At 48.2% G+C, this 25,939-nt stretch carries 32 protein-coding genes and 1 CRISPR repeat array (1 of these 33 only partly in view); of the genes, 30 read left to right on the top strand and 2 right to left on the bottom strand.

Annotated elements, in window-relative coordinates:
* Positions 1 to 81: 81 nt before the first annotated feature.
* On the bottom strand, positions 82 to 306 hold the full coding sequence (locus R4537_RS04315) for a hypothetical protein (RefSeq protein WP_235859109.1): 225 nt from the start codon (positions 304 to 306) through the stop codon (positions 82 to 84).
* Between the two features lie 94 nt (positions 307 to 400).
* Positions 401 to 568 carry an arsenate-mycothiol transferase ArsC gene (locus R4537_RS04310; RefSeq protein ID WP_235859108.1) on the bottom strand — a complete coding sequence of 56 codons (168 nt, stop codon included), beginning with the start codon at positions 566 to 568 and terminating at the stop codon, positions 401 to 403.
* Between the two features lie 377 nt (positions 569 to 945).
* On the opposite strand from R4537_RS04310, the gene R4537_RS04305 reads away from it, so the two are divergent.
* The 30 genes from R4537_RS04305 (at position 946) to cas6f (ending at position 25,727) form a co-directional block, all read left to right on the top strand.
* On the top strand, positions 946 to 1,257 hold the full coding sequence (locus R4537_RS04305) for a phage holin family protein (RefSeq protein WP_001128531.1): 312 nt from the start codon (positions 946 to 948) through the stop codon (positions 1,255 to 1,257).
* Positions 1,258 to 1,325: 68 nt separating this feature from the next.
* A complete protein-coding gene (locus R4537_RS04300; RefSeq protein ID WP_000460720.1) occupies positions 1,326 to 1,844 on the top strand; it encodes a glycoside hydrolase family 108 protein in 519 nt (172 codons plus the stop codon).
* Positions 1,845 to 1,853: 9 nt separating this feature from the next.
* Positions 1,854 to 2,012, top strand: a complete 159-nt coding sequence (locus R4537_RS04295) for a hypothetical protein (protein WP_000359321.1) — start codon at positions 1,854 to 1,856, stop codon at positions 2,010 to 2,012.
* 4 nt (positions 2,013 to 2,016) lie between these two features.
* The gene (locus R4537_RS04290; protein ID WP_001007095.1) at positions 2,017 to 2,193 is read left to right on the top strand and encodes a hypothetical protein; all 177 of its coding nucleotides are present in this window, start codon (positions 2,017 to 2,019) and stop codon (positions 2,191 to 2,193) included.
* A 94-nt stretch (positions 2,194 to 2,287) separates the two neighbouring features.
* A complete protein-coding gene (locus R4537_RS04285) occupies positions 2,288 to 2,509 on the top strand; it encodes a hypothetical protein (protein WP_071178859.1) in 222 nt (73 codons plus the stop codon).
* Positions 2,510 to 2,511: 2 nt separating this feature from the next.
* Positions 2,512 to 3,090 carry a hypothetical protein gene (locus R4537_RS04280; protein ID WP_071178858.1) on the top strand — a complete coding sequence of 193 codons (579 nt, stop codon included), beginning with the start codon at positions 2,512 to 2,514 and terminating at the stop codon, positions 3,088 to 3,090.
* Between the two features lie 11 nt (positions 3,091 to 3,101).
* Positions 3,102 to 3,362, top strand: a complete 261-nt coding sequence (locus R4537_RS04275; RefSeq protein WP_071178870.1) for a hypothetical protein — start codon at positions 3,102 to 3,104, stop codon at positions 3,360 to 3,362.
* Between the two features lie 117 nt (positions 3,363 to 3,479).
* Positions 3,480 to 4,484: an ATPase gene (locus tag R4537_RS04270; protein WP_071178857.1), complete on the top strand. Its 1,005-nt coding sequence runs from the start codon at positions 3,480 to 3,482 to the stop codon at positions 4,482 to 4,484.
* Between the two features lie 62 nt (positions 4,485 to 4,546).
* The gene (locus R4537_RS04265; protein WP_071178856.1) at positions 4,547 to 5,752 is read left to right on the top strand and encodes a phage capsid family protein; all 1,206 of its coding nucleotides are present in this window, start codon (positions 4,547 to 4,549) and stop codon (positions 5,750 to 5,752) included.
* 14 nt (positions 5,753 to 5,766) lie between these two features.
* Complete coding sequence (locus R4537_RS04260; RefSeq protein WP_000149719.1) at positions 5,767 to 6,147, top strand: hypothetical protein; 381 nt, start codon at positions 5,767 to 5,769, stop codon at positions 6,145 to 6,147.
* Positions 6,148 to 6,204: 57 nt separating this feature from the next.
* Positions 6,205 to 6,669: a hypothetical protein gene (locus R4537_RS04255; protein WP_071178855.1), complete on the top strand. Its 465-nt coding sequence runs from the start codon at positions 6,205 to 6,207 to the stop codon at positions 6,667 to 6,669.
* Positions 6,670 to 6,671: 2 nt separating this feature from the next.
* The gene (locus tag R4537_RS04250; protein ID WP_071178854.1) at positions 6,672 to 7,271 is read left to right on the top strand and encodes a hypothetical protein; all 600 of its coding nucleotides are present in this window, start codon (positions 6,672 to 6,674) and stop codon (positions 7,269 to 7,271) included.
* Positions 7,271 to 7,900 carry a phage adaptor protein gene (locus tag R4537_RS04245; RefSeq protein WP_071178853.1) on the top strand — a complete coding sequence of 210 codons (630 nt, stop codon included), beginning with the start codon at positions 7,271 to 7,273 and terminating at the stop codon, positions 7,898 to 7,900. The genes R4537_RS04250 and R4537_RS04245 overlap by 1 nt, the downstream gene beginning before the upstream one ends.
* The gene (locus R4537_RS04240; protein ID WP_235859107.1) at positions 7,900 to 10,419 is read left to right on the top strand and encodes a right-handed parallel beta-helix repeat-containing protein; all 2,520 of its coding nucleotides are present in this window, start codon (positions 7,900 to 7,902) and stop codon (positions 10,417 to 10,419) included. Before R4537_RS04245 ends, R4537_RS04240 begins: the two co-directional genes overlap by 1 nt.
* 71 nt (positions 10,420 to 10,490) lie before the next feature.
* Complete coding sequence (locus R4537_RS04235; protein WP_071178851.1) at positions 10,491 to 12,098, top strand: hypothetical protein; 1,608 nt, start codon at positions 10,491 to 10,493, stop codon at positions 12,096 to 12,098.
* Positions 12,098 to 14,074 carry a phage tail tip fiber protein gene (locus R4537_RS04230; protein ID WP_071178850.1) on the top strand — a complete coding sequence of 659 codons (1,977 nt, stop codon included), beginning with the start codon at positions 12,098 to 12,100 and terminating at the stop codon, positions 14,072 to 14,074. The genes R4537_RS04235 and R4537_RS04230 overlap by 1 nt, the downstream gene beginning before the upstream one ends.
* Before the next feature lie 4 nt (positions 14,075 to 14,078).
* Positions 14,079 to 14,441: a hypothetical protein gene (locus tag R4537_RS04225; RefSeq protein ID WP_000989817.1), complete on the top strand. Its 363-nt coding sequence runs from the start codon at positions 14,079 to 14,081 to the stop codon at positions 14,439 to 14,441.
* A 40-nt stretch (positions 14,442 to 14,481) separates the two neighbouring features.
* Positions 14,482 to 14,823 carry a hypothetical protein gene (locus R4537_RS04220; RefSeq protein WP_071178869.1) on the top strand — a complete coding sequence of 114 codons (342 nt, stop codon included), beginning with the start codon at positions 14,482 to 14,484 and terminating at the stop codon, positions 14,821 to 14,823.
* The gene (locus R4537_RS04215) at positions 14,823 to 15,473 is read left to right on the top strand and encodes a hypothetical protein (RefSeq protein ID WP_071178849.1); all 651 of its coding nucleotides are present in this window, start codon (positions 14,823 to 14,825) and stop codon (positions 15,471 to 15,473) included. Before R4537_RS04220 ends, R4537_RS04215 begins: the two co-directional genes overlap by 1 nt.
* A 3-nt stretch (positions 15,474 to 15,476) precedes the next feature.
* The gene (locus tag R4537_RS04210) at positions 15,477 to 15,854 is read left to right on the top strand and encodes a hypothetical protein (protein ID WP_071178848.1); all 378 of its coding nucleotides are present in this window, start codon (positions 15,477 to 15,479) and stop codon (positions 15,852 to 15,854) included.
* Positions 15,855 to 15,856: 2 nt separating this feature from the next.
* Positions 15,857 to 16,117 carry a hypothetical protein gene (locus R4537_RS04205; protein ID WP_000331793.1) on the top strand — a complete coding sequence of 87 codons (261 nt, stop codon included), beginning with the start codon at positions 15,857 to 15,859 and terminating at the stop codon, positions 16,115 to 16,117.
* Positions 16,117 to 17,595 carry an ATPase gene (locus R4537_RS04200; RefSeq protein WP_071178847.1) on the top strand — a complete coding sequence of 493 codons (1,479 nt, stop codon included), beginning with the start codon at positions 16,117 to 16,119 and terminating at the stop codon, positions 17,593 to 17,595. Before R4537_RS04205 ends, R4537_RS04200 begins: the two co-directional genes overlap by 1 nt.
* 186 nt (positions 17,596 to 17,781) lie before the next feature.
* Positions 17,782 to 18,984 carry a type III-B CRISPR module RAMP protein Cmr1 gene (gene cmr1, locus R4537_RS04195; RefSeq protein WP_071178846.1) on the top strand — a complete coding sequence of 401 codons (1,203 nt, stop codon included), beginning with the start codon at positions 17,782 to 17,784 and terminating at the stop codon, positions 18,982 to 18,984.
* On the top strand, positions 18,984 to 20,804 hold the full coding sequence (gene cas10 / locus R4537_RS04190) for a type III-B CRISPR-associated protein Cas10/Cmr2 (protein ID WP_071178845.1): 1,821 nt from the start codon (positions 18,984 to 18,986) through the stop codon (positions 20,802 to 20,804). Before cmr1 ends, cas10 begins: the two co-directional genes overlap by 1 nt.
* Positions 20,805 to 20,806: 2 nt before the next feature.
* Positions 20,807 to 21,967 (top strand): type III-B CRISPR module-associated protein Cmr3, encoded by a 1,161-nt coding sequence (locus R4537_RS04185; RefSeq protein WP_071178844.1) that lies wholly within the window; start codon positions 20,807 to 20,809, stop codon positions 21,965 to 21,967.
* 23 nt (positions 21,968 to 21,990) lie between these two features.
* The gene (gene cmr4 / locus R4537_RS04180; protein ID WP_000007896.1) at positions 21,991 to 22,869 is read left to right on the top strand and encodes a type III-B CRISPR module RAMP protein Cmr4; all 879 of its coding nucleotides are present in this window, start codon (positions 21,991 to 21,993) and stop codon (positions 22,867 to 22,869) included.
* 3 nt (positions 22,870 to 22,872) lie between these two features.
* The gene (cmr5, locus tag R4537_RS04175; RefSeq protein WP_071178843.1) at positions 22,873 to 23,298 is read left to right on the top strand and encodes a type III-B CRISPR module-associated protein Cmr5; all 426 of its coding nucleotides are present in this window, start codon (positions 22,873 to 22,875) and stop codon (positions 23,296 to 23,298) included.
* Complete coding sequence (gene cmr6 / locus R4537_RS04170) at positions 23,295 to 24,434, top strand: type III-B CRISPR module RAMP protein Cmr6 (protein WP_071178842.1); 1,140 nt, start codon at positions 23,295 to 23,297, stop codon at positions 24,432 to 24,434. Before cmr5 ends, cmr6 begins: the two co-directional genes overlap by 4 nt.
* 1 nt (position 24,435) lies before the next feature.
* On the top strand, positions 24,436 to 25,173 hold the full coding sequence (gene nucC, locus R4537_RS04165) for a CRISPR-associated endodeoxyribonuclease NucC (protein ID WP_000046098.1): 738 nt from the start codon (positions 24,436 to 24,438) through the stop codon (positions 25,171 to 25,173).
* A 2-nt stretch (positions 25,174 to 25,175) separates the two neighbouring features.
* Entirely contained in the window at positions 25,176 to 25,727 is a 552-nt protein-coding gene (gene cas6f / locus R4537_RS04160; RefSeq protein WP_000378967.1) for a type I-F CRISPR-associated endoribonuclease Cas6/Csy4, read from the top strand.
* Positions 25,728 to 25,857: 130 nt separating this feature from the next.
* Positions 25,858 to 25,939: a CRISPR direct-repeat array (repeat unit 28 nt) (it continues 2,288 nt past the right edge of the window).

Raw genomic sequence — 25,939 nt, 5'->3', positions numbered from 1 at the left:
TTTGCTTGATAAACTGTTACTCATGGACAATTGCCATAACGCTATATAAGTTATGGCAAATATTTAACAACAGATGCTTCTCTACATTGATTTCAGTTCGAGCACATGCTGTTTTATTTTTTCAGAGTCGAGCTTTTGGAAATCGATGGTTGCAAGTGCTTCAATTCTTCGGGTTAGGGATGCATAGATTTTGTCGCATTCCTTGTTAAATTCTGAGATTGAAGCATCATCATTTGGCAATGGCTCCAGATCCCAAGCCACACGAATACCCGCTGATAACCAGTTGGGACAAGTTTCGTTGTGCATAGTGTCACACACTGTGATTATTAGGTCTGGGTGAAAACTCAGCCTTTCTTCCCATGAAGTGCTGTGAAACTCTGAAGCATCAAAACCGTGCATTTCAAGGTATTGAGCAATACGTGGATTGAGCAATACGTGGATTGATCTGACCTTTAGGGTGGCTACCACCACTTGCGATTTGGAAATGTCTAGGTAGGATTTTTTTTGCAATTGCTTCGGCCAAAATACTTCTGCTTGCGTTGTGTTTACACACAAATAATATTCTCATTAATGGTCCTGTCGAAATTTAGAGTCACTTAATACGATGTTTACCATACTTTCATTACAGTTTATTGACTGCTGCTAAGCTAAATGCTTAGAAACACTAGTGATCTGTGCCGTTAGTACAGGAAGGCTAAGTAACTATCTATATAGTTATTCGTGAAACGCTAATGTAGCAAATGTGCCAACGAGAAAGTGTCCATAGATATGCGGACAATAGTCTCTTTAAGTCACTTCGCCAAGTTTAAGTCCTCATCTACAAGAGTTGATTTTCCAACCAACTTGCGATAGATTTTCCAACAATACCAAAGCTGCCTCCGGGCGGCTTTTTTGTTTCTGGGCCCTGCCATTGGCGGGGTTTTTTATTGGCTGCTGGGAGTTGAGATGCCATTGAAAGAGCCGGAGAGCTGGACCCAACTCCAATCCATAGGCCTTGCGCTGATGGCGATTTGGGGAGGGCTGGTGACTTACATCATCGATATTCGCAAAAAGAATCGTCCCTTTCGTTGGGTAGAAGCGCTGATGCAAATCATCGTCTCTGGATTTGCGGGCGCATTGTGTGCTTTGGCCGCAATGTACTTTGAATGGCCGCAAGAATTGGCGGGGTTTGCTTGTGGTATCAGTGGTTACGCTGGCTCGCGGATCCTTGCCATTTTTGAGCGCAAATTTATTAGCTCTATCTCAAATCAGCCTTAAACGCCGAATGCTTTGTAATGCCCTCACATGCTTGGTTGGATGTGGGGGCTTTTTATTGGAGAAACGTCATGTTTGATGTGGTGTTCGAACGTCTCATGCCCCACGAAGGTGGCTTTCAATGTGACCCCAAAGATCGTGGCAACTGGACTGGAGGACGTGTCGGCGTTGGTGAGCTTAAGGGCACCAATCGTGGTATTGCCGCGATGACTTACCCACATCTTGATATCGAAAACCTCTCTTATGAGCAGGTGAAGGCGATTTACTTCGAGGATTGGTGGCAAGCACTCGGTATGGCGCGTTTTCGTCCGGCGATGCAATACCAACTTTTTGATGCTGCGGTGCAGCATGGTTGGCATCGTGCCGTGAAAATGCTGCAAAGCTCGGTGGGTGAAAAGCCTGACGGCATTATCGGCCCGAAGACGCTGTCGGCGACACAAACGATGGATCTCAATGATTTATTGATGCGCTACATCGCCTATCGCATCACGTTTTACACCAAAGTTTCGACCTTCAACGAATACGGACGAGGGTGGATGCGCCGAGTCGCGCAGTGCTTGCTGTTCGCCGCAGTGGATAATGACCTTTAAGGGGAACTTATGGATAAGCTAGGTCTTATTTTGAAAAGCCGCAAAGTGATCCGAGCGTTGGTGGCGTTATTGGCGGCACTGATGCTGTCATTAGGCTACCAGATATCGCCGGAATTTCAGTCGCGGGTGTCACAGGCGGTGTGTGAAGTGATGGAGTGTATCGAGTAACACCATGAACGAGTGGTTATCCCTTTTGATGAGGCTAGTGAATGCGATTTTGGATTCGATTAATCGGTCGCGGAAACAAGCGGCAACCGATTCTCCTAGTGAGCATATTGCTAATGGTGGTCTCGTGCAGCGCAGTGAGAAAACCTTCGCCGATGTGGCCAACCAACCTGACCGTGATTGAGCTCGCTGATGGCGGACTTTGCCTTGACCGAGCTTCGGCAGAAAAGCTTGCCGCTTTTAAAGCGGAATTAGAGTCGTTGTAAGAGGGAGTATTGATGAAAAGTATCGCGCATGAACTCACAGTATTGGTGGATAAATCCAAGCCGTTTCGTTCGTTATTGGTAAAAGCTGAGGCGGGTGGCTCCGTCAAACTACAATATGAGCTCGATGGTGAGCGGATCACCGCACAAACCTTTACTGCGACAGGTCACTATGAGCTGGTGATCTTGCGTAGCGGGTACCTTGTTCCAAACAATGCCCACTTTTCCTTGGTGTAAGCATGGTCGATCAACAGCCACTTTGGGTACGCCGAGTCTTGGTGAGCCGCGAACGCTACGCCCCATATTTTGATGGTTTAACGCAATATGCCGTATTGGATAAACCTATGGTTTTCACTGGTGATTTTGATATTTCTATTGAGGCCGAAGGGTTAAGAAACGACAGTTTTCAAGCGCTCTTTTCTGGAGAGACGGTCGATAATTTCTTTCGATTGCTTCAAGGTGGCAGTGGGATCCAGTGCTATATCGGTGGTGCAATTGTCTCTTGGTTGACCAATCAGTTTGATGCGTCTCAGCCTCATCATTACCGGCTGAAACGGGTGGGGTCAGTAGCCTCCATCGGGGTTGATGGCGAATGGAAAGTCAGCCGAGAAGGGATTCAAACGCCGCTCACCGTCACTCGTATGATGCGCTCTTGGACCACCTCACTTTTCACAAGAGGGCAGATCCGCGAGTTCATCATTCAAGGGGCGGTGTATCCCTTAGATCAGAAAGAGAGTGCTATTCAAAGCAGCCAGCCAGATAACGGCAATTCGCTGACCATTATCAACCATACCAAAGCGATGTGGAGACGGGTGTGAGCCTCTATCAGATGTATGCTTTTCTTTCTATGTCCGAGTGGCAAATGTACTTTAAAGCCCGATTTCCTGATGCGGTTGAGGTTCAGGGCTATAAGCTGGCGGTGTTTTTGAATACAGAAAAGGAGGCGTTGATGCGTCAGGCGAGCCAAGCTGTCGAACTGGAGGCGAGCGCCATTATCACCGCACTGGCCACACAAAATCACGCCTGCATGATTTGCGATTACGCTGCCGCCATGCAGGTTTGCCAGCATTTCGAGTCCAGCGAGCAATAGTCCCCATGAGTATTCAGTGCCGAGCCTAGTGCTCGGCTTTGTTGTTTTTGTCGCTAAGCGTTTTTTCGAGAGCGCTTAACCGCACAGACAGCGACACGTCTAATCAAAGGAGTCACCATGAATACCCATCAAGACACGATTGCCGTCACTGGTAATGAAACATTGGAAGAGCTGGAAGCTTTGCTGGAATCGATGGAAGCGGAAGAAAGTCGCGCAACTGTCGAGAAGGAACAAGGCGCTGACGAGCACCTTGTTCCCTCTTCACAATCGCAAAGTGTGGAAGGTTTAGACGGCGATACCGATGCAGCCTCGCCAACTGCAGAGCCTAACGCAAAGCCAGACGGTATTCTTGCCAAAGACCAAAAGCACATTATCCCGATGGAGGTGCTCGAGCGAGAGCGGCAAGAAAAAGCTCAGCTTCGCCAAGAGCTTGAAGAGTTAAAAGCGCATTCAGCGCAGCTTGAAAAAGCGCAGCGCATGATTGATGTGCGTAATAAACAACTCGAGGAATTGGGCGTTGCGCCGGCTGATTTACCCGAAGATGTCACCATTGATGAAAAAAAACTTGCTGCGTTACAGGAGGATTACCCCGAGCTTGCCCCTTTCTTTTTGGCTATGAATAACAAAATTGAGGCGTTGGTTTCCAGTGGCACAGTGGCGGCCTCGACCACATCACCGGAGACTGAAAGCGCCGCGCCAGTGGACAATGCTGAGTTGACGACGGCGCTACAAGCAAACGCGGATTTGCAGTCGTGGATGAGTGAAGGTGGGGCGCGTTGGAATGCCGCGCAGCAAATTGATGACCATTTGGCTTCAAGTTCTGAATGGGCGAATCGAAGCTACGCCGAGCGATTTGAAGAGGTCAGTAAGCGGGTACGACTGGCGTTTGGTGATGAACCTAAATTGTCAGCCCAAGAGGCTCTGAGCGCGGCGCAAGAAGCAAGCCGTAAAGCGAAAAACGCTTTGCCTGCGTCTCCGAGTGAGCTTGGCAATACTCATCGCACGGGGGATTCCGATCTGATGAACCGGGTACAGAGTGCTAATCACGAAGAGTTGGGTAAATTGTTTGACTCTCTCAGTGAAGCGCAAATCGAGCAACTGCTTTATAACGCTGGATTCTAAACCCGTTTTTCAAACACTAAGCCTCAGCTGAGACGCTGGGGCTTTTTTATTGGAGTGAAAGTATGACAACCATTACTGACGGCGTGAAGTTACAGGAAACCGCGCTGTTCAAAGCGACCCTGCGCAATCGCTCGTTTACTAATATGTTGACCGAAGATGCGCCGCAGAGTGTGACCAGTAATAAAAAAGGCAATGAGCAAACCTCACCTCATGCTCCGATTGTCCGCTGCGCCGACTTAAGTAAATCGGCAGGGGATGAGGTAGAAATGCAGATTGTGCATGGTTTGACGAAAAAGCCGACCATGGGCGATCGCCGAATTGCTGGACGGGGTGAAAGTTTAGAGTTCGCGGACTTCTCACTGAAAATCAACCAAGGCCGCCATCAAGTGGATTCTGGCGGTAAGATGACGCAGCAAAAGACTCGCCATCCACTGCGTAAACTCACTCGAGCTTTACTGCCGGATTACGTGAATACGCTGCAAGATCAGGTTACGACAGTGCACCTTGCCGGAGCACGGGGGGATTATGCGACCGATGACATCATTGTGCCTTTAGAAAGTGATACTGAGTTTGCCGAGATCATGGTCAATGATGTCTTGCCGCCAACGTATGATCGCCACTTCTTTGGGGGCGATGCGACCTCCTTTGAAGGGCTCGATGCGGCGGATATTTTCTCGATTGAAACACTGGATAATATTGGTCTCTATCTTGAAGAGATGCCACATCCACTACAACCAATCCGTTTTAATGACGACAAGATGGCGGGCGATGAGCCCTTCTATTTACTGAGTGTTACCCCACGTCAATGGAGTGACTTCTATACCTCAACCTCAGGTAAAGATTGGCAAAACCTCACTGCGAATGCGATTTCCCGATCGCGTAACTTTAATCATCCGGTGTTTCGTGGCGACTGTCTGATGCGGGGCAATATCTTGGTGCGCAAATACAAAGGTATGCCGATCCGTTTTAATCCTGGTTCTGTTGTCTCGATTTCCAATAACGATAAAGCAGCCAGTGTGCGTCAAGTCAATGCGGCCACCATCATAGATCGCGCCATGTTACTCGGCGGGCAGGCGTTGGCATACGCGTGGGGAAAAACGCAAGGTGGCCAATCCTTCCGTTATCACGAAGAAGATGTGGATGCGGGTAACCGTACCGAAGTCACGGTGTATTGGATGAATGGCTCCAAGAAAATTCGCTTTAAAGACAAAACGGGTCGCGTGAACGATCACGGGGTGATTGCGCTCGATACGGCTGTGAACCTGTAGTGGAGTAAACGTGAATGACTCATCGACAAAGTGAAACCTTTAACAACCGCGTCTACGTTGGGGCGCACGGCAATTTATCGCTTGAAGAAGGAAAACTCAGTGCCAAAAACACGCCTATCGACACGGTATTCGCTGTCTTGGAGCTGCCGATTGGCTTAAAGCTGACGGGGGTACGTCTGGTGACCAATGGGCTTGGAGCCTCGGTCAGCGTCGATATCAAAGTCAACGATATCGCCTTAGCGCTTGGGGAAGCGGTCGCCAATAAAGTCGCGAAGCAGATCCCGATCAAGCCCGTGTACCTCAAAGAAAAGGGCATCCTGAACGTCACCATTAAAGGTGGTGTCGCCACAGGCGAGCTTCTCATCTTGCCGGAGTACGTCAACGTTGGGTATTAAGCCCAGCCACTGTAGGGAGAGAGGCCAAGAGCCTCCTTTGATTTTTGGGAGAGAGTGATGACGCATAAAATTGCTGTGGTCTATATCGGGCCTAAGCCAAAGAAAAAAGACACGGTCGCTGGCTCTAGGCTGGTGTTTCCGCGCCATAAGCCGGTGTTGGTTGAACAAGATTTGGCTTATCAGCTACTGGATTTTCCGAGCGTATGGATAACGGAAGAGGAGTTAGAGGATCATCTGAAGCTTCTTGATGAAAAGGCCCAAGCGATGGCTCATCAACGGGCAGTGCAAGAAGCAATGCAGGAGGCCGAAGAAAAAGCGGCGTCCATGGTTGTCATGCTAAATGGTGAGCAGTTGGATCTTGATAAGCTCAACTCAGCCAAGTTAAAGACGCTGATCGCTGCCAATGAGCTAGATATCGCCCCCAAAGGCGCGCAGGAAGAGGTGACAGAGTTTCGAGTACGAGTGCGCGATTATCTGCGTCGCATGAGTGAAGAGAGTGAACCGGCAAACCTCGCGGAGTGATTATGGAAACCGTCGCTATCGAACAGTTTGTGCCTACCCTTCGGCAATTGGTCAATGTCGCACTTGCGCCATTACTGCACAGTGCTTTGCTGCAAGCTGGGCAAGAGTTTTGCCGAGAAAGTGGTCTTGTGCGTTACACGAGAACAATCGACAGGGTTAGTGCACACCAAGTAGTCGCGATTGTGGGTAGCTCTGAGTTGAATTCACCGAGTGTTGGTCGGTACACCACCGCTGAGTTGATGGCGGTGGTGGATGATAAAGGCTCGGCATTAATCAAAGGTATTGATTATCTGCAAACCAGTCGTGATGAGCTGCGCTTTCTAAGGGAGGGGGAAGATCTTTTCATCCACTGTGCGATAGAGCCGCAACGTGACTCACAGACCTTACCCAAAGTGCTTTGGGATGAGTATGGCCAAGCGATCTGTTATGGCGCAGCCCATTGTCTGATGTTGCAACCCGATAGTGATTGGCACAATCCATCGCTGGGGCGTGAGTATCGAACGTGGTTTGTTGAGGCGATCCGCTGTGCTAAGCGTTTTGGCTTAGAAACGGCTCAACAACAGGCCTTTACCAATCCGGTACGTCAACGGGAGTTCTTCTGATGAGCGTCACCATTAAAGGGCTTATTGATCGCGTTGCGCGCGATCTCATCGATGTTCGACATGTGCGTTGGTCGCGCCCGGAGCTGATGGACTTTGTGAATGATGCCATTTCAGCCATGGTGATTCGCCGGCCTGATTTATCTCGAACAACGGCGATGATCGAATCAAGTTCTTATCAGGTCACTCTACCGGCGGATGCCTATCAAATTTTGGCGGTCAACCACATCAATCAACAGGCGGCGCAGTTTGTGAATATTCATAAACTCAATCAACTCTATCCAGAGTGGCGTAAAACCGCAGGGGTACCTGTTTGTTGGACGCGTAATGAGCTCGATGAAACAACCCTGTTTTTATACCCGTCGCCTCAAGCACCAGTCAATGTAGAGCTGGTTTACTCACGCACGTTACAAGTGGCGAGCGAAAACGATGCCTTTCCACTGCCTGAGATCTATTTAGGGGTAGTGTCGGATTTTGTGATGTACCGAGCCTATAACAAAGATTCGCAAAATCCTGCAGAAGGCCAAAAGGCTCAGTTGCATTTACAAGCCTTTGCTACCGCGTTGGGCGATAAGACGGCCACCGATAATGCTAAGGCGCAGATGATCCAGAGCAGTGAAGGGGCACGTTAATGAGTTCGCCGTCGATGGAAGCACTGGTGAAAACGATTGATGCGCTCGAGAAATCCACCGCAGAGCTGGTGGATCTATACACTCAAGCGCTCTTTGGTGTGGATTCGAGTGCCCATGTGCTCAGTAGTAACGTCAACGCGAAAGCGCTGCAAGTGGCTGAGAATGCTCTCACTACGACGGCGAAAGCAAGAGAAGCGGCGCTATCGGCGCACATTGCCACCGAACAAGCCTCTCGCTCTGCGCTGCATGCCGACCGATCTGAAGCGGCGACGCAGATTGCGGTGATTCATGTTTCGCATTTAAAAGCGCTGCCGACCTATGAGCTGACTGACGGGAAACAGTTTTCTGTCGCGGGGTTTTACGCGGGGAGTTATGCCGGCGGCGGCTTCTTTGTGTTCGATAGTGAGCGAGATTTCTCGGAGCATAATGGCGCAGAGGTCATAGCATTGGATGCACTAAAAGCTTGGGATGGCGAAGAGCAGACGGTAAACACATTTTTAAGTTGGTCGGGTGTGGGGCAAGGTTGCTTTGTGCAAATCGGTACGCAAACTCTGTATGCCAGCCTGTTTGTCACAGATCCCAATGATCCCGTCTCTGTCTATCGAGGACTCGATAGGCTCAATAAGCAGGTGACCCACGGCTCAATCATTTATCTGGATAGGCCGATGGTTGCGCCGAGTTCTGCACTCATCATCGACAAAAATCAGGTCAAAGTGATTGGTGGAGCCCTGACTCGAACGCTTGGCGCGACCGAATACCCATTTTGGGTTGGTCGCGCGGATACCCAAGTCGACGGAGTCACTTTTATTGGTCTTTCCTTGACAGGTGAGCGAGAGGACAGCAATCCGCAGTGGGGCAAGCAAGGGGTATATATTCGTCGGGCCACCAATACGGCGTTTATCGGCTGTCAGTTTAAAAAAGTAGGGGATGCCGCAATTCGACTGGCCGCATCTCTCTCTAGCCATACGGTGGAGGGCGCTTTAGAGTCGCGAACCGATGGGGTTCAGTTGATTGGTTGCGTCTTTGAAGATTGTACGCAGGTAACCACCAATAACACGGGTGCGCAGAGTGTGATTTTCAGTGGCTGTGTGCTGCGGCGTATTGGCTCGGTGAAGTTCACCCAAAGAAATTTAGTCAAAGGCAAACCCAGTCTGCTCATCGGCTGCTTATTTGATGATGTGTCAAAAATTGTCGAGGTACAGGGTGGGGGCAATGTAGAGATAGTCAACTGCTCTGGGACAGCAGAAATGCTGGTTGCCGCTTACCCAAACGCTTCCACCTTTGTGACTGGACAACCTATTCCTTACGGCAATATCCAAATTCGCGGGGGCAGCTTTGTATTGAGCTGCCCCTCTGGGAACGCCTGTTATCTGGAAACCCTCGACTCTCCCAGTGGGGAAAGAGTGGTTAACTACGGCTCAGTAGCCATTTTAGGTGCGAAGCTCACGTCGTTAAATCCTCAAGCTCGATTGCTGCGTGCGCACGCCAATCCTTCGGTCACGGCCTCAATGCATCCCAATATTCGCGTGGATGGATGCCAACTGAATAACTTTCTTGGTGATGGATTGGTCAGTGTGAGTCACAGCGTGGTGGATGAGTGGTCGCTAGAGATAGCGAATAACCAGTGGGATGAGGTGAATCGCGTGTTAGTGGTTGAGCTGAGAAGCGGTGGGGCTTGGTCCATCGATCTCTCCAATAACCGCGGCAAAGTTCGTCTAGGTACCCATAGTATTGCTCGTGCTGCTTTGGGGCGATTACTCAAAGTTCATCGTAATCGCTTGGAATGCTGCTCGAATGAGGGCAACAGTTTTGCCTTCTTTGATATGGCGTTCTTCGCGTTTGCCTTGGAATTGACCGAAAACGAGCTAGATGTTTCCCAGTATTGGCGACCTGTTTGCGCCTCATTTGCCCAGCCCAGTACTTCGGGATGCACCCTGAAAATGGGGGGTAATAAGCTTTATCTACCTGCCTTGGGGGCAGAAGGTACGCTGCCAAGACCTGTGTATGTCAGTGCTGGTACGGGGATAGGTTGGCAGGGCGTTTTACAATGTTACCCAAGTTATGTGTTTGGAGAGGGGCGTAAACTCAGGGCGGAAACGGCCAGTGGCCTCAGTTTTTCGGTGATTGAATTTGAGTACCTCTGGGTGGGTAAAGAGTCGAGCCGCCGATTACTGAAAAGAGTCTTTGCAGAAAACATCGCAGGCGTCAGTGGTGCTTGGCGAGTTGTTGAGGTGTACAGCGATGGCGTGGTGAGAAGCCATGGCCGGCACCAAAACCAAACCTCCAATGATTTTAACCTTTACTTTCCCTTTTCTGGGTCGACTTTACTGGCTGAGCCATTCGCGCCGCAGATCATCCCTGAAGAGCCTTGCTTACCTTATTTTGTGCAGCCGATCAGTAATGGGTTGGTCGTCAGATTTATGAATTTAGCGGGTCAAGGCGTTTCACCATGGTTTCGTTATTCGGTGGAATACAAGGTGAGTCTGAATGAGCTGGCGAACTGGACCGGCGGCAGTTAATGCAGAAAGAGAGATTGAGCCATTTTTCGATGCGGTCTGTGGCCGCAGGGTTTGTTTTTTAAGGGGAGCGTATGCGTATTGAGATCTCGACAATGAAAGGTGAAATACCTCGCCTTGAGTCTCATCTATTGCCAAACGAAGCGGCTTCTCTGGCGTTTGATTGCACTTATGAGCGTGGCGTGGTTGCGCCGGTGCGCTCAGATCAAGAGCATGGTACCTTGGCGACTCTGTCACCAGTCACGCTGTTTTATTATGCACACTCACATTGGTTTACCTTCACTCAACGCGTGAGTGTGATTGCTAATCCGATGGCGCAAGATGCTTATCAACGAGTCTATTGGACAGGGCAAGGTAAACCCAAGGTGACCGCACAAGATATTGCGGTTACACAAGGTCAAATGCCAGCCGCGTGGTATGACTTAGGTGTGCCAAGACCTATGGGTAAGCCCGTTGTGATTAAGGTCGATGCGACGACCGGCGACAATCCCCCTGAGGGCGAGTTACCCGCCTACGATGATGAAGACAGGCTCTATATTCAAACCTACGTGACACGCTTTGGGGAAGAAGGGGCACCGGGTTTGCCGAGTGTCCCTGTACTGATTGAGAAACCCGGCTCGACGGTGACGGTGCAACTCGCGCCAATGTCTGTCAACACACACAATATCACTCACACTCGCTTGTATCGTTCGGTATCTGCAAGCGGAGTTGGGGATTATTTACTGGTCGCTGAGCTTCCCATCAGCCAAACCGAGTACTTAGATTCGGCACGCAATGTCAATGGACCACCGCTTGAAACATGGGACTACGATATGCCCGATGCCAATATGCAGGGACTGTGCACAATGGCGAATGGCATTTGCGCCGGCTTTGCAGGTAACGAGGTGATGTTCTCTGAAGCCTATTTGCCCTATGCGTGGAGTAAGAGTCATCGTGGTGTCACGGATGACGATATTGTGGCCATCGCTCCGATTGAAACGTCACTGGTTGTGGTCACTAAAGGCAAACCGTACCTCTTTTCAGGTGTCACACCGAGTATGGTTACCAGCATGCGCCTTAATGTTGAGCAAGCGTGTGTGAGTGCCCCCTCCTTGGTCGTTATAAACGGGATGGCGATGTATGCCTCGCCGGATGGCCTAGTCGCGATTTCGGGAACGAGTGCGACTGTCATCACCGAAGGCATTATGGATAGAGAGAGTTGGCAGAATTTCATGCCAACGACGATCAAAGCGTGGGTTGCTGAAGGTCAATATATCGCTCAATACCAAGGCGGAGCGTTTATTTTTGACCCAAGTACGCACAGCCTGACGCGTTTATCGAATACATGGGATAGTGCATTTCACTACTTGCATGACGATACGTTATTCATTGCCAAGGGCAATACGCTTAACGCTTGGCAACGAGGTCATCAACCGGTCGCCATGACATGGCAAACCAAAGCTTTCCTTATTCCTCAGCACGCCTTTTTAACTTGCGCTCGCCTTGAAGCGAAAGCGCCTGAACGTTTAAGGGTAACGGTTATCGTCGATGGTGAGGCGATTTTCAGGCTGGAACAGGGCGAGCTCACTCACGCGCCATTTCGGTTGCCAGCAGTACGCGGCAGCCGATGGCAAATCAAGGTAGAAGGGACCAGTCAGGTCGAGCGGATTGTCATGGCAGATAGCCTCTCGGAGTTGTACTGATGGCAAAGCGATCGCCTTTTCGGGCAGGACGTTCACTGGAGGCGTTGTACGAAAACGTCGAAATTTTAACTGGGCAACGTGGCGATGGTCGTTACCGAGCGGTGACCGAAAAAGAGGTAGTTACGCTCAATGCGAAAAACGCGCAATCGAATGTGAATCAAAGCAGCGAATCTTCATCGAGTTTGGTTCAAGTCCCGCATGCACCCCACCACGTGCAAGCCTTTGGTGGGTTTACTGCCATCTTAGTACAATGGGATACGCCACAATTTAGAGGATTTGCATACGCTGAAGTATGGCGGGCAAATCACAATGACTTTTCTCAAGCGGTAGTCGTGGCGACAACGCCGGCTAATGTGTTTTCTGATGTGGTCAACGCAGGGAGCCGATTCTATTACTGGGTTCGCTTCATCAATACGAAGAATTTTGCGGGACCTTACCATGGCGTAAACGGGATACTGGGTGAAACCTCGCAAAACATTGGTCAAGTGATTGATGAGCTGGCCGAGCAGCTAAAACAATCCGAGCTTATTCAACTCTTGCAACAAGAGATAAGCGCTAAAGCGCCACAGACTTTGCTGGAACAACTGGATAGTGAGCTGGCGGCTTCTGGAGAGCTGATCGCGCAAATCCAGCGCCAATTGAAAAGTGCGACAGAAACCTTCGCGGCTCAAGTGACTCAGCTTCATGCATCTTCACTGGCAAGAGATGAGGCGCAAGCCGCGTTGAATGAAGCGAAACTTCTTGATGTCTCGACGGTGTTTGCAAATGCAGATCAAGCATTAGCCGAGCGAGTGAATACCGTTGAAGCCGCCGCAGGTAACGCCAAGGCCGCCGCGCAAACCAATGCCCAAGCGATAGCGACCATCAATCAAGATGGGAGCGTAGCATTTAAGGCAATGTGGGGGGCGAAAGCGCAAGCGGGCGAGATTAGCGCTGGGATTGGTTTGATTGCTAAGAGCGATGGCACCAGCCAAGTGGCAGTCAGTGCCAGTCAATTCTTTGTCTACGATCCCAATCAGCCCGGAACCTTAGTGCCGACGTTCGCGATTGATAATGGCGCGGTCGTGATCCCCAAAGCGATCATTGAAAAAGCGACTATTCAGATCCTACAAGCACAAACCATTGTGGCCGATGAAGTGAAAGCGGGGATCGAAATCGCTTCGCCTGTTATTCATACCGGTCAATTGCGAGGTGGTGACGCAGGATTCGGTGCGGGTGGTTCTTATAACGGCTATCACACCTTTATTCACTCAAACGGCCTCTTACAAACCAACAATTTACAGGCCAATAATGGTTATTTTCGTGGCAACATCGAAGGAACTACCATTAATGGTGGTGTGATCAAAGGGGCGACAATTATCGCCAGCACCTTCTATCAATCGGTAGTGCTCTATACCACATTTGGGGATAACGCGACGACCAGCCTCTCTTACCCTTCTGCGTTAGGGGGCGGGTTAGTGGTCACCTCTGAATCGGTTCGTGTGACCTTGCCGGAAACAAGCTACTACAGTGATGGCGCGACCGCTCCGGTGGATTTTTTCCCGGCAGGGGATGTGTCCATTAACACTATGAACCGAGCACGTTACCGCACTATTCCGGATGGAGTATTTAACTTTACGGTGAGGCGGCCAAGAGTGGGGGGCTCTGGTTTTTTACAAATCTTTGTACAGGCCATCAATCTCAGTGGTGGAGTCGTTGCCGAGGCAAGGATTGTCGGAACCGATACCGCCAATGCGGTAGGTACAACCGTAAATGTGGCTGGGGTGAATTTTGCGCTGACTTATTACCGAGGAGGAAGCAACGGTTATGCTGTCGAAGAGGCGCACATTGCGAGTCGTCGTTCGCTGTTGGGTTCGGGCTGGACTTACTCTGCTTCTCAATCTTTACGCTTTCGGCTGCGTTTAACATCGCTGCACGATGGTGCGGTGATCGTCAACATGTCGGCCTCTATCAATAACAGTATTGACCCAAGGTGATGGCATGATGGTGACAACTGAAAAAGAGCCATATCGCTTTTACTTCCAAGGCGAAGTGACCGACTGGCACACGTTCAAGGCGGCTTATGATGCCGGAAACATCTCCGATGAACTTTATTACGAGCGATTGGCACTGCGGCAAACGTGGCTTGACGGTCATGAGGTCAATGAAAGGGCTTGGGCTCGCGCTGAACTTGCGGCTACCGATTTTATGGAGTTGCCAACGGCGACCTATCAAGGAGAGCGGTTAGTGACATCGCCAAAACTTGCTGAAATGTTGGCTTATCGCGAAGCGGTGCGACGTTACGATTTACGTGAAGAGTCTCGCCCATTGAGACCCACATGGTTTGTCGATGAGTCTTTATAAACTGTCTTACGAATCGTGGCGATCTCGAGTATTGCCGTTGATGGAACAGACCGAGAAACGCAACCAGCACTGGTTCGCCAAACAAGTGGACGAAGCCCTACTCGATGGTAGGGCTTCGCTGTTTTTGGTGGAGGAGGGAGTGTTCGTCCTTGAGCCCAGTTTGGACAATGGTGAAATGCAGGTATGGGTACTGTTTGCTTGGAGCAATCGTAAAGGTGCGCTTAAGCGCCATTTACCGACGGTTGAGCAGTTAGCTAAGCGGGTAAAGGCCAAGAGGTTACTGCTGAATACTGCCGTGAAAGCTTTGCAAGTAAGCCTTATTGACGGTGGGTTTTGTCGTATCGAAACCGGTGATGTTGAGACTTGGTGCAAGGAGATCTAATGGGTGGGAAAAAAGATGGCCGCGTTCAGGAAACCGCGGCGGAAATCGCCGCTTCCCAAGTTGCGGCGAAAGAGTGGAACTTATACAACACAGAACTCAAAGCGTTTGAAGATATCTTCATACGACGAGTGAACAACCTTAACTCAGAGGCCAATATGGCCGACGTGAAACAGGCGGCAGATTTAAATTATCAAAGCGAGTACGGCAAAGCGCGAGAGGCGGCCACTGAGAATCTTGTGGCCTCCGGTGTTGATCCGAGCTCCGGAACATTTAAAGCAACGTTAAGCCGTTTGTCGACAGACCAAACTGTCGCTCAGGGCGATACCGTAAACCGCGCTCAAGTCAATGAGCAGGACAAGTATGTGGTGGGTAAGCAAGATATCGTCGCTCTCGGTGCTGGTCAGAAAGCCGAAGGCTTGGCTGGCATGGAAGAGACCGCGCGGCTCTCTTTGAAAAAAGCCACAAGCGATGCCGCCACAGCGTTTAACCGACCCAGCGCGAATGCTCAGGCTGTAGGAACGTTAGCGGGGATTGGAACCAGTATGTACATGAACCGTGCCAAGCCAGATACGAGCTTTGTCAATGTCGATACTAAGACGCTGAAAGGTCAAGCGGGCATGGATCAGAACTATGTACTCAACAGAGGGTAAGTGATGAGCGTTAATGTTTCAGGTTCGGCGGCCAATAACTACGCGAATATCACTCATGCCATGTATCAAGACTGGTTAGAGCGATTTTATCCGCAGCAAAAACAGCTTTTAGGACAAACACAAAATGGCGAGTTACTGATACAGCAACTTGGTCGAGTTGGAGCCAATTTTTCGAGCGCGCAACAGAGTGCGCGGCTTGCGAATGTTAACCAAATGGCACGTTTTGGGGTTGGGGCAGATACTAACCTTAACGATGACGCCAAGCTCTCTCTGGCGCAGGTGACGGCCAAGAACAGTTTGCGTGAGAACGAGCAAGAGCGTGCGATGAGCGTGCTTAGTGGTGGCGCAAAGGGGAAGTTATCACAGCTTAAATTGGGGTAATCATGGCATACAGTTTATTGAATTTAGGCGCAGATACCCGCAAACGTGCATTGGCAGGGATGCAAGAATCGGCGCAACGTGAAGAGCAGCGTAATCAAACCAATCAAAGCCTCAAAGACGCGCAGCGTACCAAGCGTTTATCCAGTGTCACCACGGGGGCTGGCATGGGCATGATGGCGGGCATGCAAGCGGGTAGTGTGGGTGGACCCATGGGCGCGGCGATGGGTGCGGCAGCAGGTTTGATTCTAGGGGAGCTTTTTTAATGCAGTTAGATACACGCAGCGCTATTGATGGTGCAATCCGCGGATTTCAGGTCGCAGAAGGTTACTACCAGCGCAAAGCGGATAATGAACGCCAAGCGAAATTGGATGAGCGTAACGAGGCTCGCTATCAAGATGAGCGGTCTAGACTCTCTCAGATTGAAGCCAAAAACGAGCAACGTTATCAAGACGAGAAGGCATTTCGTCAGGCTGAAACGGAAAAAGCCGATAAACGTTATCAAGATAGCCTTAAACGAGAAAATGAGGATCGCATCCGGCGTGATCGACTACTTGATGTACAGGTTGATGCGCAGAAAAGTGCAAAAGCATTGAGCCAATACCAGCTCAATCAGCAAAAGAAAATGGCTTACATGCAGGAGAATTTGCCGCTAATTCAATCTGGCCTCAAACGTTACATGGAAACCGGAGAACTTGATCCCTTGTTTGAGCAGGAACACATTAAGGACAGTGCTTACGACCCGCGCCGTTATACACCTCGTGTGGTACAGGCGGCCTTTGATATCGAATCGACTATGCCTAAAGTGCTTGATGGCTCTATTTCTTACCAAGACTCACAATTCACCAAATCGATGGGCGTGTTGCTTGAGCGTAATGTTAAGCAAGGGATTGGCGATAAAGATCCTGAATCGGGTAAGGTGATTAAGGATAAAGAGTATCTGCGTCATGATTTTGTTGCCGATATTGACCCAAATCGCGAAGGCGATCAGCCGGGCGTGGTGGTCGGTTTGAAAGTCACTTATGAGGATGGCACGACCAAAACCGCGCCAGTAACCGAAAGCCGTTTGGCAGGTAGCCAAGAGGCCGTAAAAGTGATCCCGCTCGATGCGTTAATGAAAGACGTAACAGGCCAAATCCATATGGCTAAGCAGTTTTTTACCAACGAGCACTATGCCAACCTTTTCAATGTGGCAGAGACAAAATCACGCACTGAAATGGATAAGCAGTGGCGAGAGGCGGTGACCGAGCTTGAAAAAGACCGTACTGCAGCGCTGAATGATTTGTTGGAGCCGACACCAGAGCAAATTTCCGTGGTTAATGCTCGATTTGATGAAAGAAAATCGATGATTAATCAAGTGTATGGACGATTAGGTGACAATCAATCCAATCGTGAGGTCGGATCAAATAGCGCGCAAAGATGGGCAGGCGAAGACCCACAAAAGCGCCAATTCATCACTGAGCTCAGTCAATCCATGAATCTCGCAGAACTGACACCCGAAGCGTTGGAGCATAACTATCAGCGAGTTCTGACAATAAAGGCGAATCACGAAGCCGAATTGAAGAAGCAGCAACAGTTAGAACGATTACGCCAAAGCCAGCAATCTCAAAAAATTTATGGGGATTCAGGGGTATACGGTGCTGCTCAGCCAACCGACAATAGAGATGCGATGAAGTATGGCAGCCACAGTCTACTGAACCGCCATGAGTGGAATACTACGCCGAATGGAGAGTTGAAGTTTTAGTGAGAACAAGAGAACCGTCTCGCTTCAAACAACTTATATGAATCAGTGTTCATTTTTTGATGTGCAATAGGTTATTGATAAGTATCGGTTCTTTATTGTATTAATCAATGTTACGTTCGGTATAAAGTTGGCTAAAGGGCATAGATCCTCACCTTTAGTTTTTATTCAGCAGAATGGAACTGTGGAATGCGAAGACAGAACAACACAATTGATCTGCAAGGATTGAAAAAAGAACTTTTAAATTCAAATAAGGTTAACGATAAATGGGAAAGCTATTCATGCACCTTAGTTACGCCCATGTACGGTGGTGGTGTTAAAGCGGGCGAAGTCGATAAAGACATGCCGATTCGCGCCAGTGCTATTCGTGGGCAACTGCGTTTTTGGTGGCGCATTGCTTGTGGGTCGAAAGCCCCTGAGGTCATGCGAGAAAATGAAGAAGCCATTTGGGGTGGGATTGGCGATAAGGCAGCCATAGCGAGCCAAGTTCAAATTCGAGTGATATCTAAAAATGTCATTATGAGCAATTTGGTTAGCTCGAAAAAACTGGCTGGTTCGGGTGTTAAATATGCGCTTGGTGCGGCGGATGAAGCTTATTGTTTACCTAGTGGTTATAACTTTGTTCTTGAGATTCGCTACAAAGACGACATTACCTCTGATCAGATAAAGCAAGTCAAAGAGTCCTTACGTTGGTGGTCATCGTTTGGTGGTGTGGGTGCAAAAACTCGGCGTGGATTTGGTGCTGTGATTGTTGACTCGATTAAAACCATTGAGGCAACTGAGGTTGAGACGATTGGCGGGAAAATAGCCTTGACAGAACAATCTTCAGACTCTGCTCAGGACATGTGGAAAAAGGCGACAGAGTTACTTTATAAATTTCGGCAAGGCAGGGAACTTGGTCGGAATGAAGGACAAGGAAATCGCCCAGGACGCAGTCGCTGGCCTGAGCCTGATCAACTACGTCGAATGTCCAATAAGCATAAAACTAATCACGAACCTGAGCATAAAGCTGGAAATGTATTTCCGAGAGCTGCTTTTGGCATGCCAATCATTTTTGATTTTAATGATCGAAGTAGAACCGAGCCTAGCACTATGACCCTCTTGCCAAAGGACGCGCAACGTATGGGAAGTCCGTTGATTATTCGTCCTTACAAAAATGGTGCTCAATGGCAAGCTGCTGCTTTATTGCTACCCAATTGGAAAACTGCTCTGAATGAACCATTAGAATTAAGCCCTGTCCCGAAGAATGGCGCTCCAAACCATTGGCCAACCAGCGAAAACGAACGAGCTAGGCTGGCAGAAATGATCAAGCCGATGGTAGGTAAAGATGGCCAGTTAAGAGCCAATGACCCACTCTCGGCATTTTTAGACTTTTTTGAGAAGGGACAATAATGACTGATTATTTAGTGGCCATCAGTATTGGCCCCGTGCAAAGTTTGATTGAAGCAGGGCGGCGCAGCCAAGATTTATGGTGTGGCTCGTGGTTGTTGTCGGAAGTCTCCCGCGCGGTAGCATTGTCGCTGCACGAAGAACAAAGCGATTGTTTGATTTTTCCAAACCCAAAGAATCCAGATATCGATCTACAGCCACAAGATCCCGATTCAGATAGCCAGATAGAAGTAGAGGCAAATATTGCCAATGTGGTTCGGGCAGTGATTCAGGTCGATGATATTAGTCAGGTTCGTGACATTGTAGAGAATGCGAAACAGGCCGCCGAAGCGCGTTTAATGCAGATTCTCGATACTATACGACATAAAAAATTAGAGAGCTTTACGATTGACTGGGCGCGTTTTGAGCAACAAAAAAACGGCATTCTCGACACTTATGCCGCGTGGGTGAAGTTTGAGGCAGGCCAGTATGGCAAAGCCTCGGAGCGTTTGGGAAAGTTGCTTGCCGCACGTAAGCAGACCAAAGACTTTAAACCAATTCAAGACACAAAGTCGGGTTTGTTTAAATCCACGTTAGACGGGGCGAATAATACTCTGACAGAGCAAGTCAATAACAAAGAATACCAGCATCAGTTGCGACTTAGTCAAGGAGAAGAGCTAGACATATTAGGCTTAGTAAAACGCAGCGCGGGGCATTTTGAACAATTCACACCGTTTTCGCGTGTGGTCGTGGAACCTTGGTTATCCTCTTTGAGCTCAGAACAACTCAATACCCTTCAGTCAAATTATCAGCCATTTGTAAAAGCAGGCCTAGCCACAACCGTTAAGGGTAATGAGGATAGGTATCAGGCTTTCCCGTATGATGGCGAATACTTGTTTACTAGTCGTATTGAGCAAGAAAAAGACTTAGAAAAAGGTACAAAAAAGGCGCTGCTTGACTGTTTATCGACTATTGGCAAAGAGTCAGGCTCGCCAATGACCTACGGCGTTTTGCTTAAAGCTGATGGCGACCGTATGGGTGAGCTACTTTCTAAGGCTGAAGGCAAACAGCAATCAAAAGCGATTTCTAAAGCCCTACATGAATTTGCGACCAGTGTGCGCAAAACGCTACAAGATCACGGCGGGCATGCCATTTATGCGGGTGGTGATGATGTATTAGCCTTTGTGCCGTTAGCTCAAGCAATGACGTGTGCTAAACAGTTAGCCGATGATTTTAAAGAAAAGATGAAGGTTATTGCAGCCGAGTTGAAACTGAGTGAAGCGCTTTATCCAACCTTATCCGTGGGCTTAGCCATTGGTCATTTTGTACAACCTATGCGCCAACTGCGTGCTCGGGTTATCGCGGCAGAAAAACACGCCAAAGGTAATAAAGAACATAAGCCCCGTAATGCACTTGCCATACATCTAGGTATTCGTTCAGGTCATGAGATCACCTGGCGTTGTCGCTGGGATGATGATGAGACATTAAATGCGCTGACCGATTTCACTCACGCTTTTGCACAGGGTTGGATGCCAACTCGCATCATGCAAGAGGTCCGAGAAATGGCAGTTCATTTGAAGTGGACAACTGGGCAAAAAGAGTTAGCAGGCATTCGAGAAAGTGAACTCGAGCGAATGTTAGCGCGAGCAGAATTTAATGTAAGTGTTGAACAATCAGGAAAGACACCTGAACAAATTAAAGAGTCAAAGAAGGCAGCTCTGGATAAGCTTAAATCGCAGCTTCGCGCCCAAGCATCAGGTTCACTGGACGAACTCGCCAATCTACTTATCTTAGCGCGCTGGCTGAGTGCTAAAACCACCGCAGATATTGGAGGCGAAGAATAATCATGCTGTATTACCTTATTGAACCTAAAGATCCTCTAATTATTCGCTCAGGCAGGCCATTTGAAGAAATCTCTGATGCACAAGCTGCCCGTTTTCCACCACCATCCACGGTTGCAGGGGCGCTGCGAAATATCCATGCTCGCAGCACAGGAAAAACTTTGGACAACAAGCTGCTGAAACTAGATAACGAGCTGTTAAAACTTGCCGTCACAGGTCCGCTTGCTGTTAAACGGCCTATCAATGGCGACGCCCCAAGCGAAGAACATATCTTGGTGCCTAAGCCTGCCGATGTGCAGTATTTTTATGACCAACAGACTCAACTCACCCATTTAGTACGTTCTAAACCTATGGCGTTTGCTGAAGGTGAAGGTTGCGATCTACCCAATGGCTTGCTGCCCTTGTTTGCTGAAAATGCACCTGATGGCAAGCCAGTTTCCGGCCCTAACTGGTGGTCGTTTAACGACTTAGCCGCATGGCGAAAAGGGCAGTCGGTCAGTTTTGAGCGAATTTGCCAAAACGGTTGGATGCCTGCCGAGCCGGATATTCGCACACATATTGCTATTAATAATCACAGCCGAAATGTTGAATCGGGCAAGCTTTTTCAAACCACAGGCCTAAGCATGTGGCAGCAACGTGCTGATCATCAACCATTCCCGGACGCTTGCGTAAGCATTTTGGCTGGTATTGACGGCGACATAACCTTGCCATTGCTTAATCTGGGCGGCGAGCGGCGTTTAGCAGAGGTTGAGGCTTGTACTTTATGGCCCTCTTTACCCAGTGATTTGGCGCAATCAATAACAAAAGCTAAAGGGTTCACGCTGACCTTTTTAACGCCAGTGTTATTTAACTCTGGTTGGTTGCCAAGCTGGTTGAATGATGAGCTCATTGGCACTCCACCATGCTGTCAAAGCCTAACCGTCAAGTTACGCGCTGCCGCATTAGAGCGTTGGATCCCCCAATCAGGTTGGGATTTAGTAAATAACACGCCACGTGCTGCGCAAAAAATGATCCCCGCTGGGGCCACTTATTGGTTTGAAATTGAAGGCGAAGCAACGGATGAAGACATTCGTTCACTCTGGTTAGCGCACTTTTGTGATGACCCACAAAGCAACCTTAACGGCTTTGGTTTGGCGCTGCCTGCTGCCTATCAATTTACTCTTTAACGCTATTTTTAAAGGACTAGGTTATGTCGTTTCATATTTATCACTTATTCAGTCAAACCATTTTGCATTGTGGCTCAGGCCAATCGGTTGGCATTGTCGATCAACCGATTGCCCGCGAGCGAGCTTCTAATTTGCCGATTGTCCCCGGCTCAACGGTTCGTGGCGTGTTAAAAGCCTTCATTAGTCAAACGGAACAAAAAGAAGTTAAACCAACGCTTAGTCAGTCACTATTTGGTTATGACAAACAAGATGGTGAGCCCAGTTTTGCGGGGGCATTGTCGATAACCGATGCTCATCTGTTGCTACTACCAGTGCGAACGGCTTACGGTATTTTGGCCTATGCAACTTGTCCATTTATTTTGCAGCGCTATAAAAAAGATCGAAAATTAGACTTAACGGTTCCAACACCTGCCAATGATCAAGCGTTATACCCTAAAGGCAATCCTAATCATCAAGATAACTTGATGGTGCTAGAAGATTTAGATCTCAAAGCTCAAGAGTGTGAACACACCCCACAATGGGCTGAATACATTGCTAAAACGCTTTATGCAAAAGACAGCCCCGACTTTAGCGACATGAGCAAGCGCATCATCGTCTTGCCTGATACGGTTTTCTCCTTTCTGGCCGAAACCGCCACTGAAATTCGCACCCGTATTCGAATTAATCAAGAGACTGGCGTCGTTGATAATGGGGCATTATGGACTGAAGAAAGCTTACCCGCAGAAAGCGTTTTATGGGGCGTGTACTCGTTAGATGCACCCCGTTTGAACGATAAAAATGGTGATAAACGGCTTATGTTTAACGACATTATCAATAACAAACCTGTGCTGCAAATGGGCGGCAATATGGGTACTGGCAATGGCTTAGTGCAGTTTATTGCTCAGTCGGCCAGAGGGGAGTAACACATGCAACCACGTAGTCAAATTGTGGCCACTGCTGCTTTTAAGCAGATCAATTCCCGTAAAGACAAGAGTATTGAAGAGAATAAGAAATACGCCACTTTGGTGCATAAATTACCCACCATGATTTTGCAAAATGGCTTAGCGCAGGCAACAGGTTTTTTACTGGCCAAGAGTGAAGATCATCACAAAGCATTGCTTGAGGATCTTACGGCAGTGTTTAAACAAGTGGATGCCAAGCTTGCCAATATCGCCAATGGAGGGGCGTTACATGACGCAATCATCCAATCGGATTTGCCTCAAATCATGCGCATGACCCGTGAAGCACTGGAAATTGCAGGCTGGTTGCGTCGTTATGTGCAAGGCGTATTAAAGATTGATGCCACAGGCGAGGTGAATGATGACCATCATCCTGCGGAGACCAACTTATGACAGCCTTAGTGCGTAACCAAATAAAATCCGCTTATGGCCAGACGGATAGCGTCAATCCAAGTCTTTTACTGCAAAAAGGCCTGCTTGAAGCTAATCAAGAAAAAAAACATGACGATAAATCAGATAATAAGAAGAAGACAACGCATTTAGAAAAAATCGTAAAACTGCCCGCTTCACCTGAGTACAACAACACCTTTAACCGTTGGTTTGAGCTAACGAGTGATGCTAACCGTTTTAAGCAATCGGCCATGACGCTAGAAAACCGTTTGCTGATTGGTTTAACGGGCCAAGGCGCATTAGAAACTGGCTGTAGCCTTAGCCGTAATTATGGTATGCCGTATATTCCGGGGTCGAGTGTGAAAGGTGTTCTTAGAGCATGGGCAAATCAACATTTGGCTGGGCATAGCGATGAACTTGAACAACTGTTTGGCACCGACGATAGTGAGCAGCCTTATCGAGTATCGGGCTTAGTCACTTTTCATGATGCGTGGTGGATCCCCGATCCTGCGAAAAAAGAGCATAACCCCTTTGTACTCGATGTCGTTACCACGCACCATCAAGCCTATTACAACGGTACTCAGGCGGAACCATCTGATAAAGACAGCCCGATCCCGAATCATCTCTTAGCCGTACAAGGCAGTTTTTTATTTGTGCTCGAAGGAGAGCCCGCAGCGATTGAGCTTTGCCAAACCCTATTAGAAAAAGCCTTAGCAAATAACGGTATAGGTGCAAAAACTGCCGCTGGTTATGGGTATATGAAGGTTGACCCAGCGTTAATGCAAAGGCTTTTGGATGAATATGAAAAACGGTTATCGCCAGAAGAACGTGAACACAGGGAAGCTGAAGCTCAACGCCGAAACGAGCAACAATTGGAAGCGGCAGCTAAGGCCGAGCAAGCAAAGCCTCCAGTTCAAATTATTGCGGAATTAAGGGCGGGTTATCTTAAGCATAGAGATAATGCAGCATATCAACTTAAAGTTGAAAATTGGGTTGATACAGCGATAAAAACGTGGACAACACAAGACAGAACGTTATTAGCGGAATGTCTTAAGCAAGTCGGCTATGAACCAAGTAATAAGAAAAATCCTAATCATTTGATCCGGAAAACACGGTTACAGCAATTAAAGGGTAAATAACATGGCTCAAGACTGGCAACTGTCAGAATTACTTGAAAATTTACATGCAGACGTACAACACAAACTAACCACAGTCAGAAAATCCTTTAAGCATTCAGTGGTAAAGGGTGATGGTGCCGAAAATGTATGGGTGGATTTGTTTAACCAATATTTACCGGAACGCTATCGTGCAAGTAGAGCTTTTGTGGTTGATAGTGAAAACCAATTTAGCGAACAAATTGATGTGGTGATTTATGATCGTCAGTATTCTCCGTTTATTTTTCACTACGCTGAGCAGTTGATCATCCCAGCAGAAAGTGTTTACGCAGTTTTTGAAGTAAAGCAGACATTAAATAAACAACATATTGATGCTGCGCGTAAAAAAGTAGCAAGCGTGAGAGCTTTACATCGAACTAGCTTGCCAATTCCCCATGCGGGGGGTGTTCATTCACCTAGAGAACTTATCGGGATTATTGGTGGATTATTAACACTTGAAAATGAGCTTAAAATACCAGATACGCTAATGGGTCATCTCGATCATGACAAAGCGGATAAAGGGATGCTCAATATTGGCTGTGCCGCCGATGACTGCTTTTTTTATTACGATAATGATCATCAGCGGATGCAAGTCATGCAGCATAAAAAAGCGACTACGGCATTTTTGTTTGAGTTGTTATCGCAGTTACAAAAGTGCGGTACTGTACCCATGATCGATATTCATGCTTATGGTAAATGGCTAACGCCCAGAATCTCGGAGTAGCTATGGATTCATACATTGACATACATTTACGACCAGATGCGGAGATGAATGAAGCTGAATTGGGCAGTAAAGTGTATACGAAGTTTCACAAAGCATTGGTTAAGTTAAATACCAATCAAATTGCGATTAGCTTTCCAGGTGCAAACCTAAAGCTTGGACAGTTGTTTCGTGTGCATGGTCCGGTAAGCTTATTGAATGATCTACAAGGTTTATGCTGGTTAGGGCCTCTCAGCGGTTATTGCCAAATCAGTGAAGTGTTAAGCGTTCCTGAGCAAGTTCAATACCGGGTGATCTCAGCTAAGCGCCGTAATTTAAGTGCTGCGAAGCTGCGCCGTTTAATTGCACGAGGGAGTATAAATAAAGAAGGTGAGCAGCGTTATAAAAAGAAGATGCTGAATCAGAGTATTAAAGGTCCATATCTTGATTTACTCAGTAGCTCGACAGGACAAAAATATCGTAAATTCTTTGAATTTGGTGAAATTCAGGACGTGCCTGTACTTGGAAATTTTGATACCTATGGACTAAGTCTTAAGGCAACAGTACCTTGGTTTTAACCCTATTTTTTCGCTCTTTAAAAATATACCTAAAATACAATGAGTTACAATAGGTGTTTTTTAACAAGGTAAAAATACAATTTTTACCCTAACTGACTGTTGTAACTTACTTTTATAGATTTATTCTATAGTTCACTGCCGGACAGGCAGCTTAGAAATGACGACGAGATGATGCTGCCTTGACCAGCTCGTTCACTGCCGGACAGGCAGCT

Origin of the sequence: Vibrio paracholerae (assembly GCF_037672085.1) — a bacterium.
In the GTDB taxonomy this organism is placed as follows: Bacteria; Pseudomonadota; Gammaproteobacteria; order Enterobacterales; family Vibrionaceae; genus Vibrio; species Vibrio cholerae.
Note: the sequence above shows the minus strand (reverse complement) of the source record. Positions and strands in the feature narration are given on the sequence as shown.

What these genes read in the sequence shown, in the direction of transcription:
- cmr4 (WP_000007896.1), top strand. Translation starts at nt 21,991, where the DNA reads ATGTCGTTTCATATTTATCACTTATTCAGTCAAACCATTTTGCATTGT.
- cas10 (WP_071178845.1), top strand. Translation starts at nt 18,984, where the DNA reads ATGACTGATTATTTAGTGGCCATCAGTATTGGCCCCGTGCAAAGTTTG.
- R4537_RS04285 (WP_071178859.1), top strand. Translation starts at nt 2,288, where the DNA reads ATGAAAAGTATCGCGCATGAACTCACAGTATTGGTGGATAAATCCAAG.
- R4537_RS04260 (WP_000149719.1), top strand. Translation starts at nt 5,767, where the DNA reads ATGACTCATCGACAAAGTGAAACCTTTAACAACCGCGTCTACGTTGGG.
- cas6f (WP_000378967.1), top strand. Translation starts at nt 25,176, where the DNA reads ATGGATTCATACATTGACATACATTTACGACCAGATGCGGAGATGAAT.
- R4537_RS04310 (WP_235859108.1), bottom strand. Translation starts at nt 568, where the DNA reads ATGAGAATATTATTTGTGTGTAAACACAACGCAAGCAGAAGTATTTTG.
- R4537_RS04240 (WP_235859107.1), top strand. Translation starts at nt 7,900, where the DNA reads ATGAGTTCGCCGTCGATGGAAGCACTGGTGAAAACGATTGATGCGCTC.
- R4537_RS04220 (WP_071178869.1), top strand. Translation starts at nt 14,482, where the DNA reads ATGGAACAGACCGAGAAACGCAACCAGCACTGGTTCGCCAAACAAGTG.
- R4537_RS04315 (WP_235859109.1), bottom strand. Translation starts at nt 306, where the DNA reads ATGCACAACGAAACTTGTCCCAACTGGTTATCAGCGGGTATTCGTGTG.
- R4537_RS04230 (WP_071178850.1), top strand. Translation starts at nt 12,098, where the DNA reads ATGGCAAAGCGATCGCCTTTTCGGGCAGGACGTTCACTGGAGGCGTTG.
- R4537_RS04255 (WP_071178855.1), top strand. Translation starts at nt 6,205, where the DNA reads ATGACGCATAAAATTGCTGTGGTCTATATCGGGCCTAAGCCAAAGAAA.
- R4537_RS04185 (WP_071178844.1), top strand. Translation starts at nt 20,807, where the DNA reads ATGCTGTATTACCTTATTGAACCTAAAGATCCTCTAATTATTCGCTCA.
- R4537_RS04305 (WP_001128531.1), top strand. Translation starts at nt 946, where the DNA reads ATGCCATTGAAAGAGCCGGAGAGCTGGACCCAACTCCAATCCATAGGC.
- cmr6 (WP_071178842.1), top strand. Translation starts at nt 23,295, where the DNA reads ATGACAGCCTTAGTGCGTAACCAAATAAAATCCGCTTATGGCCAGACG.
- R4537_RS04205 (WP_000331793.1), top strand. Translation starts at nt 15,857, where the DNA reads ATGGCATACAGTTTATTGAATTTAGGCGCAGATACCCGCAAACGTGCA.
- R4537_RS04280 (WP_071178858.1), top strand. Translation starts at nt 2,512, where the DNA reads ATGGTCGATCAACAGCCACTTTGGGTACGCCGAGTCTTGGTGAGCCGC.
- nucC (WP_000046098.1), top strand. Translation starts at nt 24,436, where the DNA reads ATGGCTCAAGACTGGCAACTGTCAGAATTACTTGAAAATTTACATGCA.
- R4537_RS04235 (WP_071178851.1), top strand. Translation starts at nt 10,491, where the DNA reads ATGCGTATTGAGATCTCGACAATGAAAGGTGAAATACCTCGCCTTGAG.
- cmr1 (WP_071178846.1), top strand. Translation starts at nt 17,782, where the DNA reads ATGCGAAGACAGAACAACACAATTGATCTGCAAGGATTGAAAAAAGAA.
- cmr5 (WP_071178843.1), top strand. Translation starts at nt 22,873, where the DNA reads ATGCAACCACGTAGTCAAATTGTGGCCACTGCTGCTTTTAAGCAGATC.
- R4537_RS04290 (WP_001007095.1), top strand. Translation starts at nt 2,017, where the DNA reads ATGAACGAGTGGTTATCCCTTTTGATGAGGCTAGTGAATGCGATTTTG.
- R4537_RS04295 (WP_000359321.1), top strand. Translation starts at nt 1,854, where the DNA reads ATGGATAAGCTAGGTCTTATTTTGAAAAGCCGCAAAGTGATCCGAGCG.
- R4537_RS04275 (WP_071178870.1), top strand. Translation starts at nt 3,102, where the DNA reads ATGTATGCTTTTCTTTCTATGTCCGAGTGGCAAATGTACTTTAAAGCC.
- R4537_RS04300 (WP_000460720.1), top strand. Translation starts at nt 1,326, where the DNA reads ATGTTTGATGTGGTGTTCGAACGTCTCATGCCCCACGAAGGTGGCTTT.
- R4537_RS04210 (WP_071178848.1), top strand. Translation starts at nt 15,477, where the DNA reads ATGAGCGTTAATGTTTCAGGTTCGGCGGCCAATAACTACGCGAATATC.
- R4537_RS04215 (WP_071178849.1), top strand. Translation starts at nt 14,823, where the DNA reads ATGGGTGGGAAAAAAGATGGCCGCGTTCAGGAAACCGCGGCGGAAATC.
- R4537_RS04265 (WP_071178856.1), top strand. Translation starts at nt 4,547, where the DNA reads ATGACAACCATTACTGACGGCGTGAAGTTACAGGAAACCGCGCTGTTC.
- R4537_RS04245 (WP_071178853.1), top strand. Translation starts at nt 7,271, where the DNA reads ATGAGCGTCACCATTAAAGGGCTTATTGATCGCGTTGCGCGCGATCTC.
- R4537_RS04250 (WP_071178854.1), top strand. Translation starts at nt 6,672, where the DNA reads ATGGAAACCGTCGCTATCGAACAGTTTGTGCCTACCCTTCGGCAATTG.
- R4537_RS04225 (WP_000989817.1), top strand. Translation starts at nt 14,079, where the DNA reads ATGATGGTGACAACTGAAAAAGAGCCATATCGCTTTTACTTCCAAGGC.
- R4537_RS04200 (WP_071178847.1), top strand. Translation starts at nt 16,117, where the DNA reads ATGCAGTTAGATACACGCAGCGCTATTGATGGTGCAATCCGCGGATTT.
- R4537_RS04270 (WP_071178857.1), top strand. Translation starts at nt 3,480, where the DNA reads ATGAATACCCATCAAGACACGATTGCCGTCACTGGTAATGAAACATTG.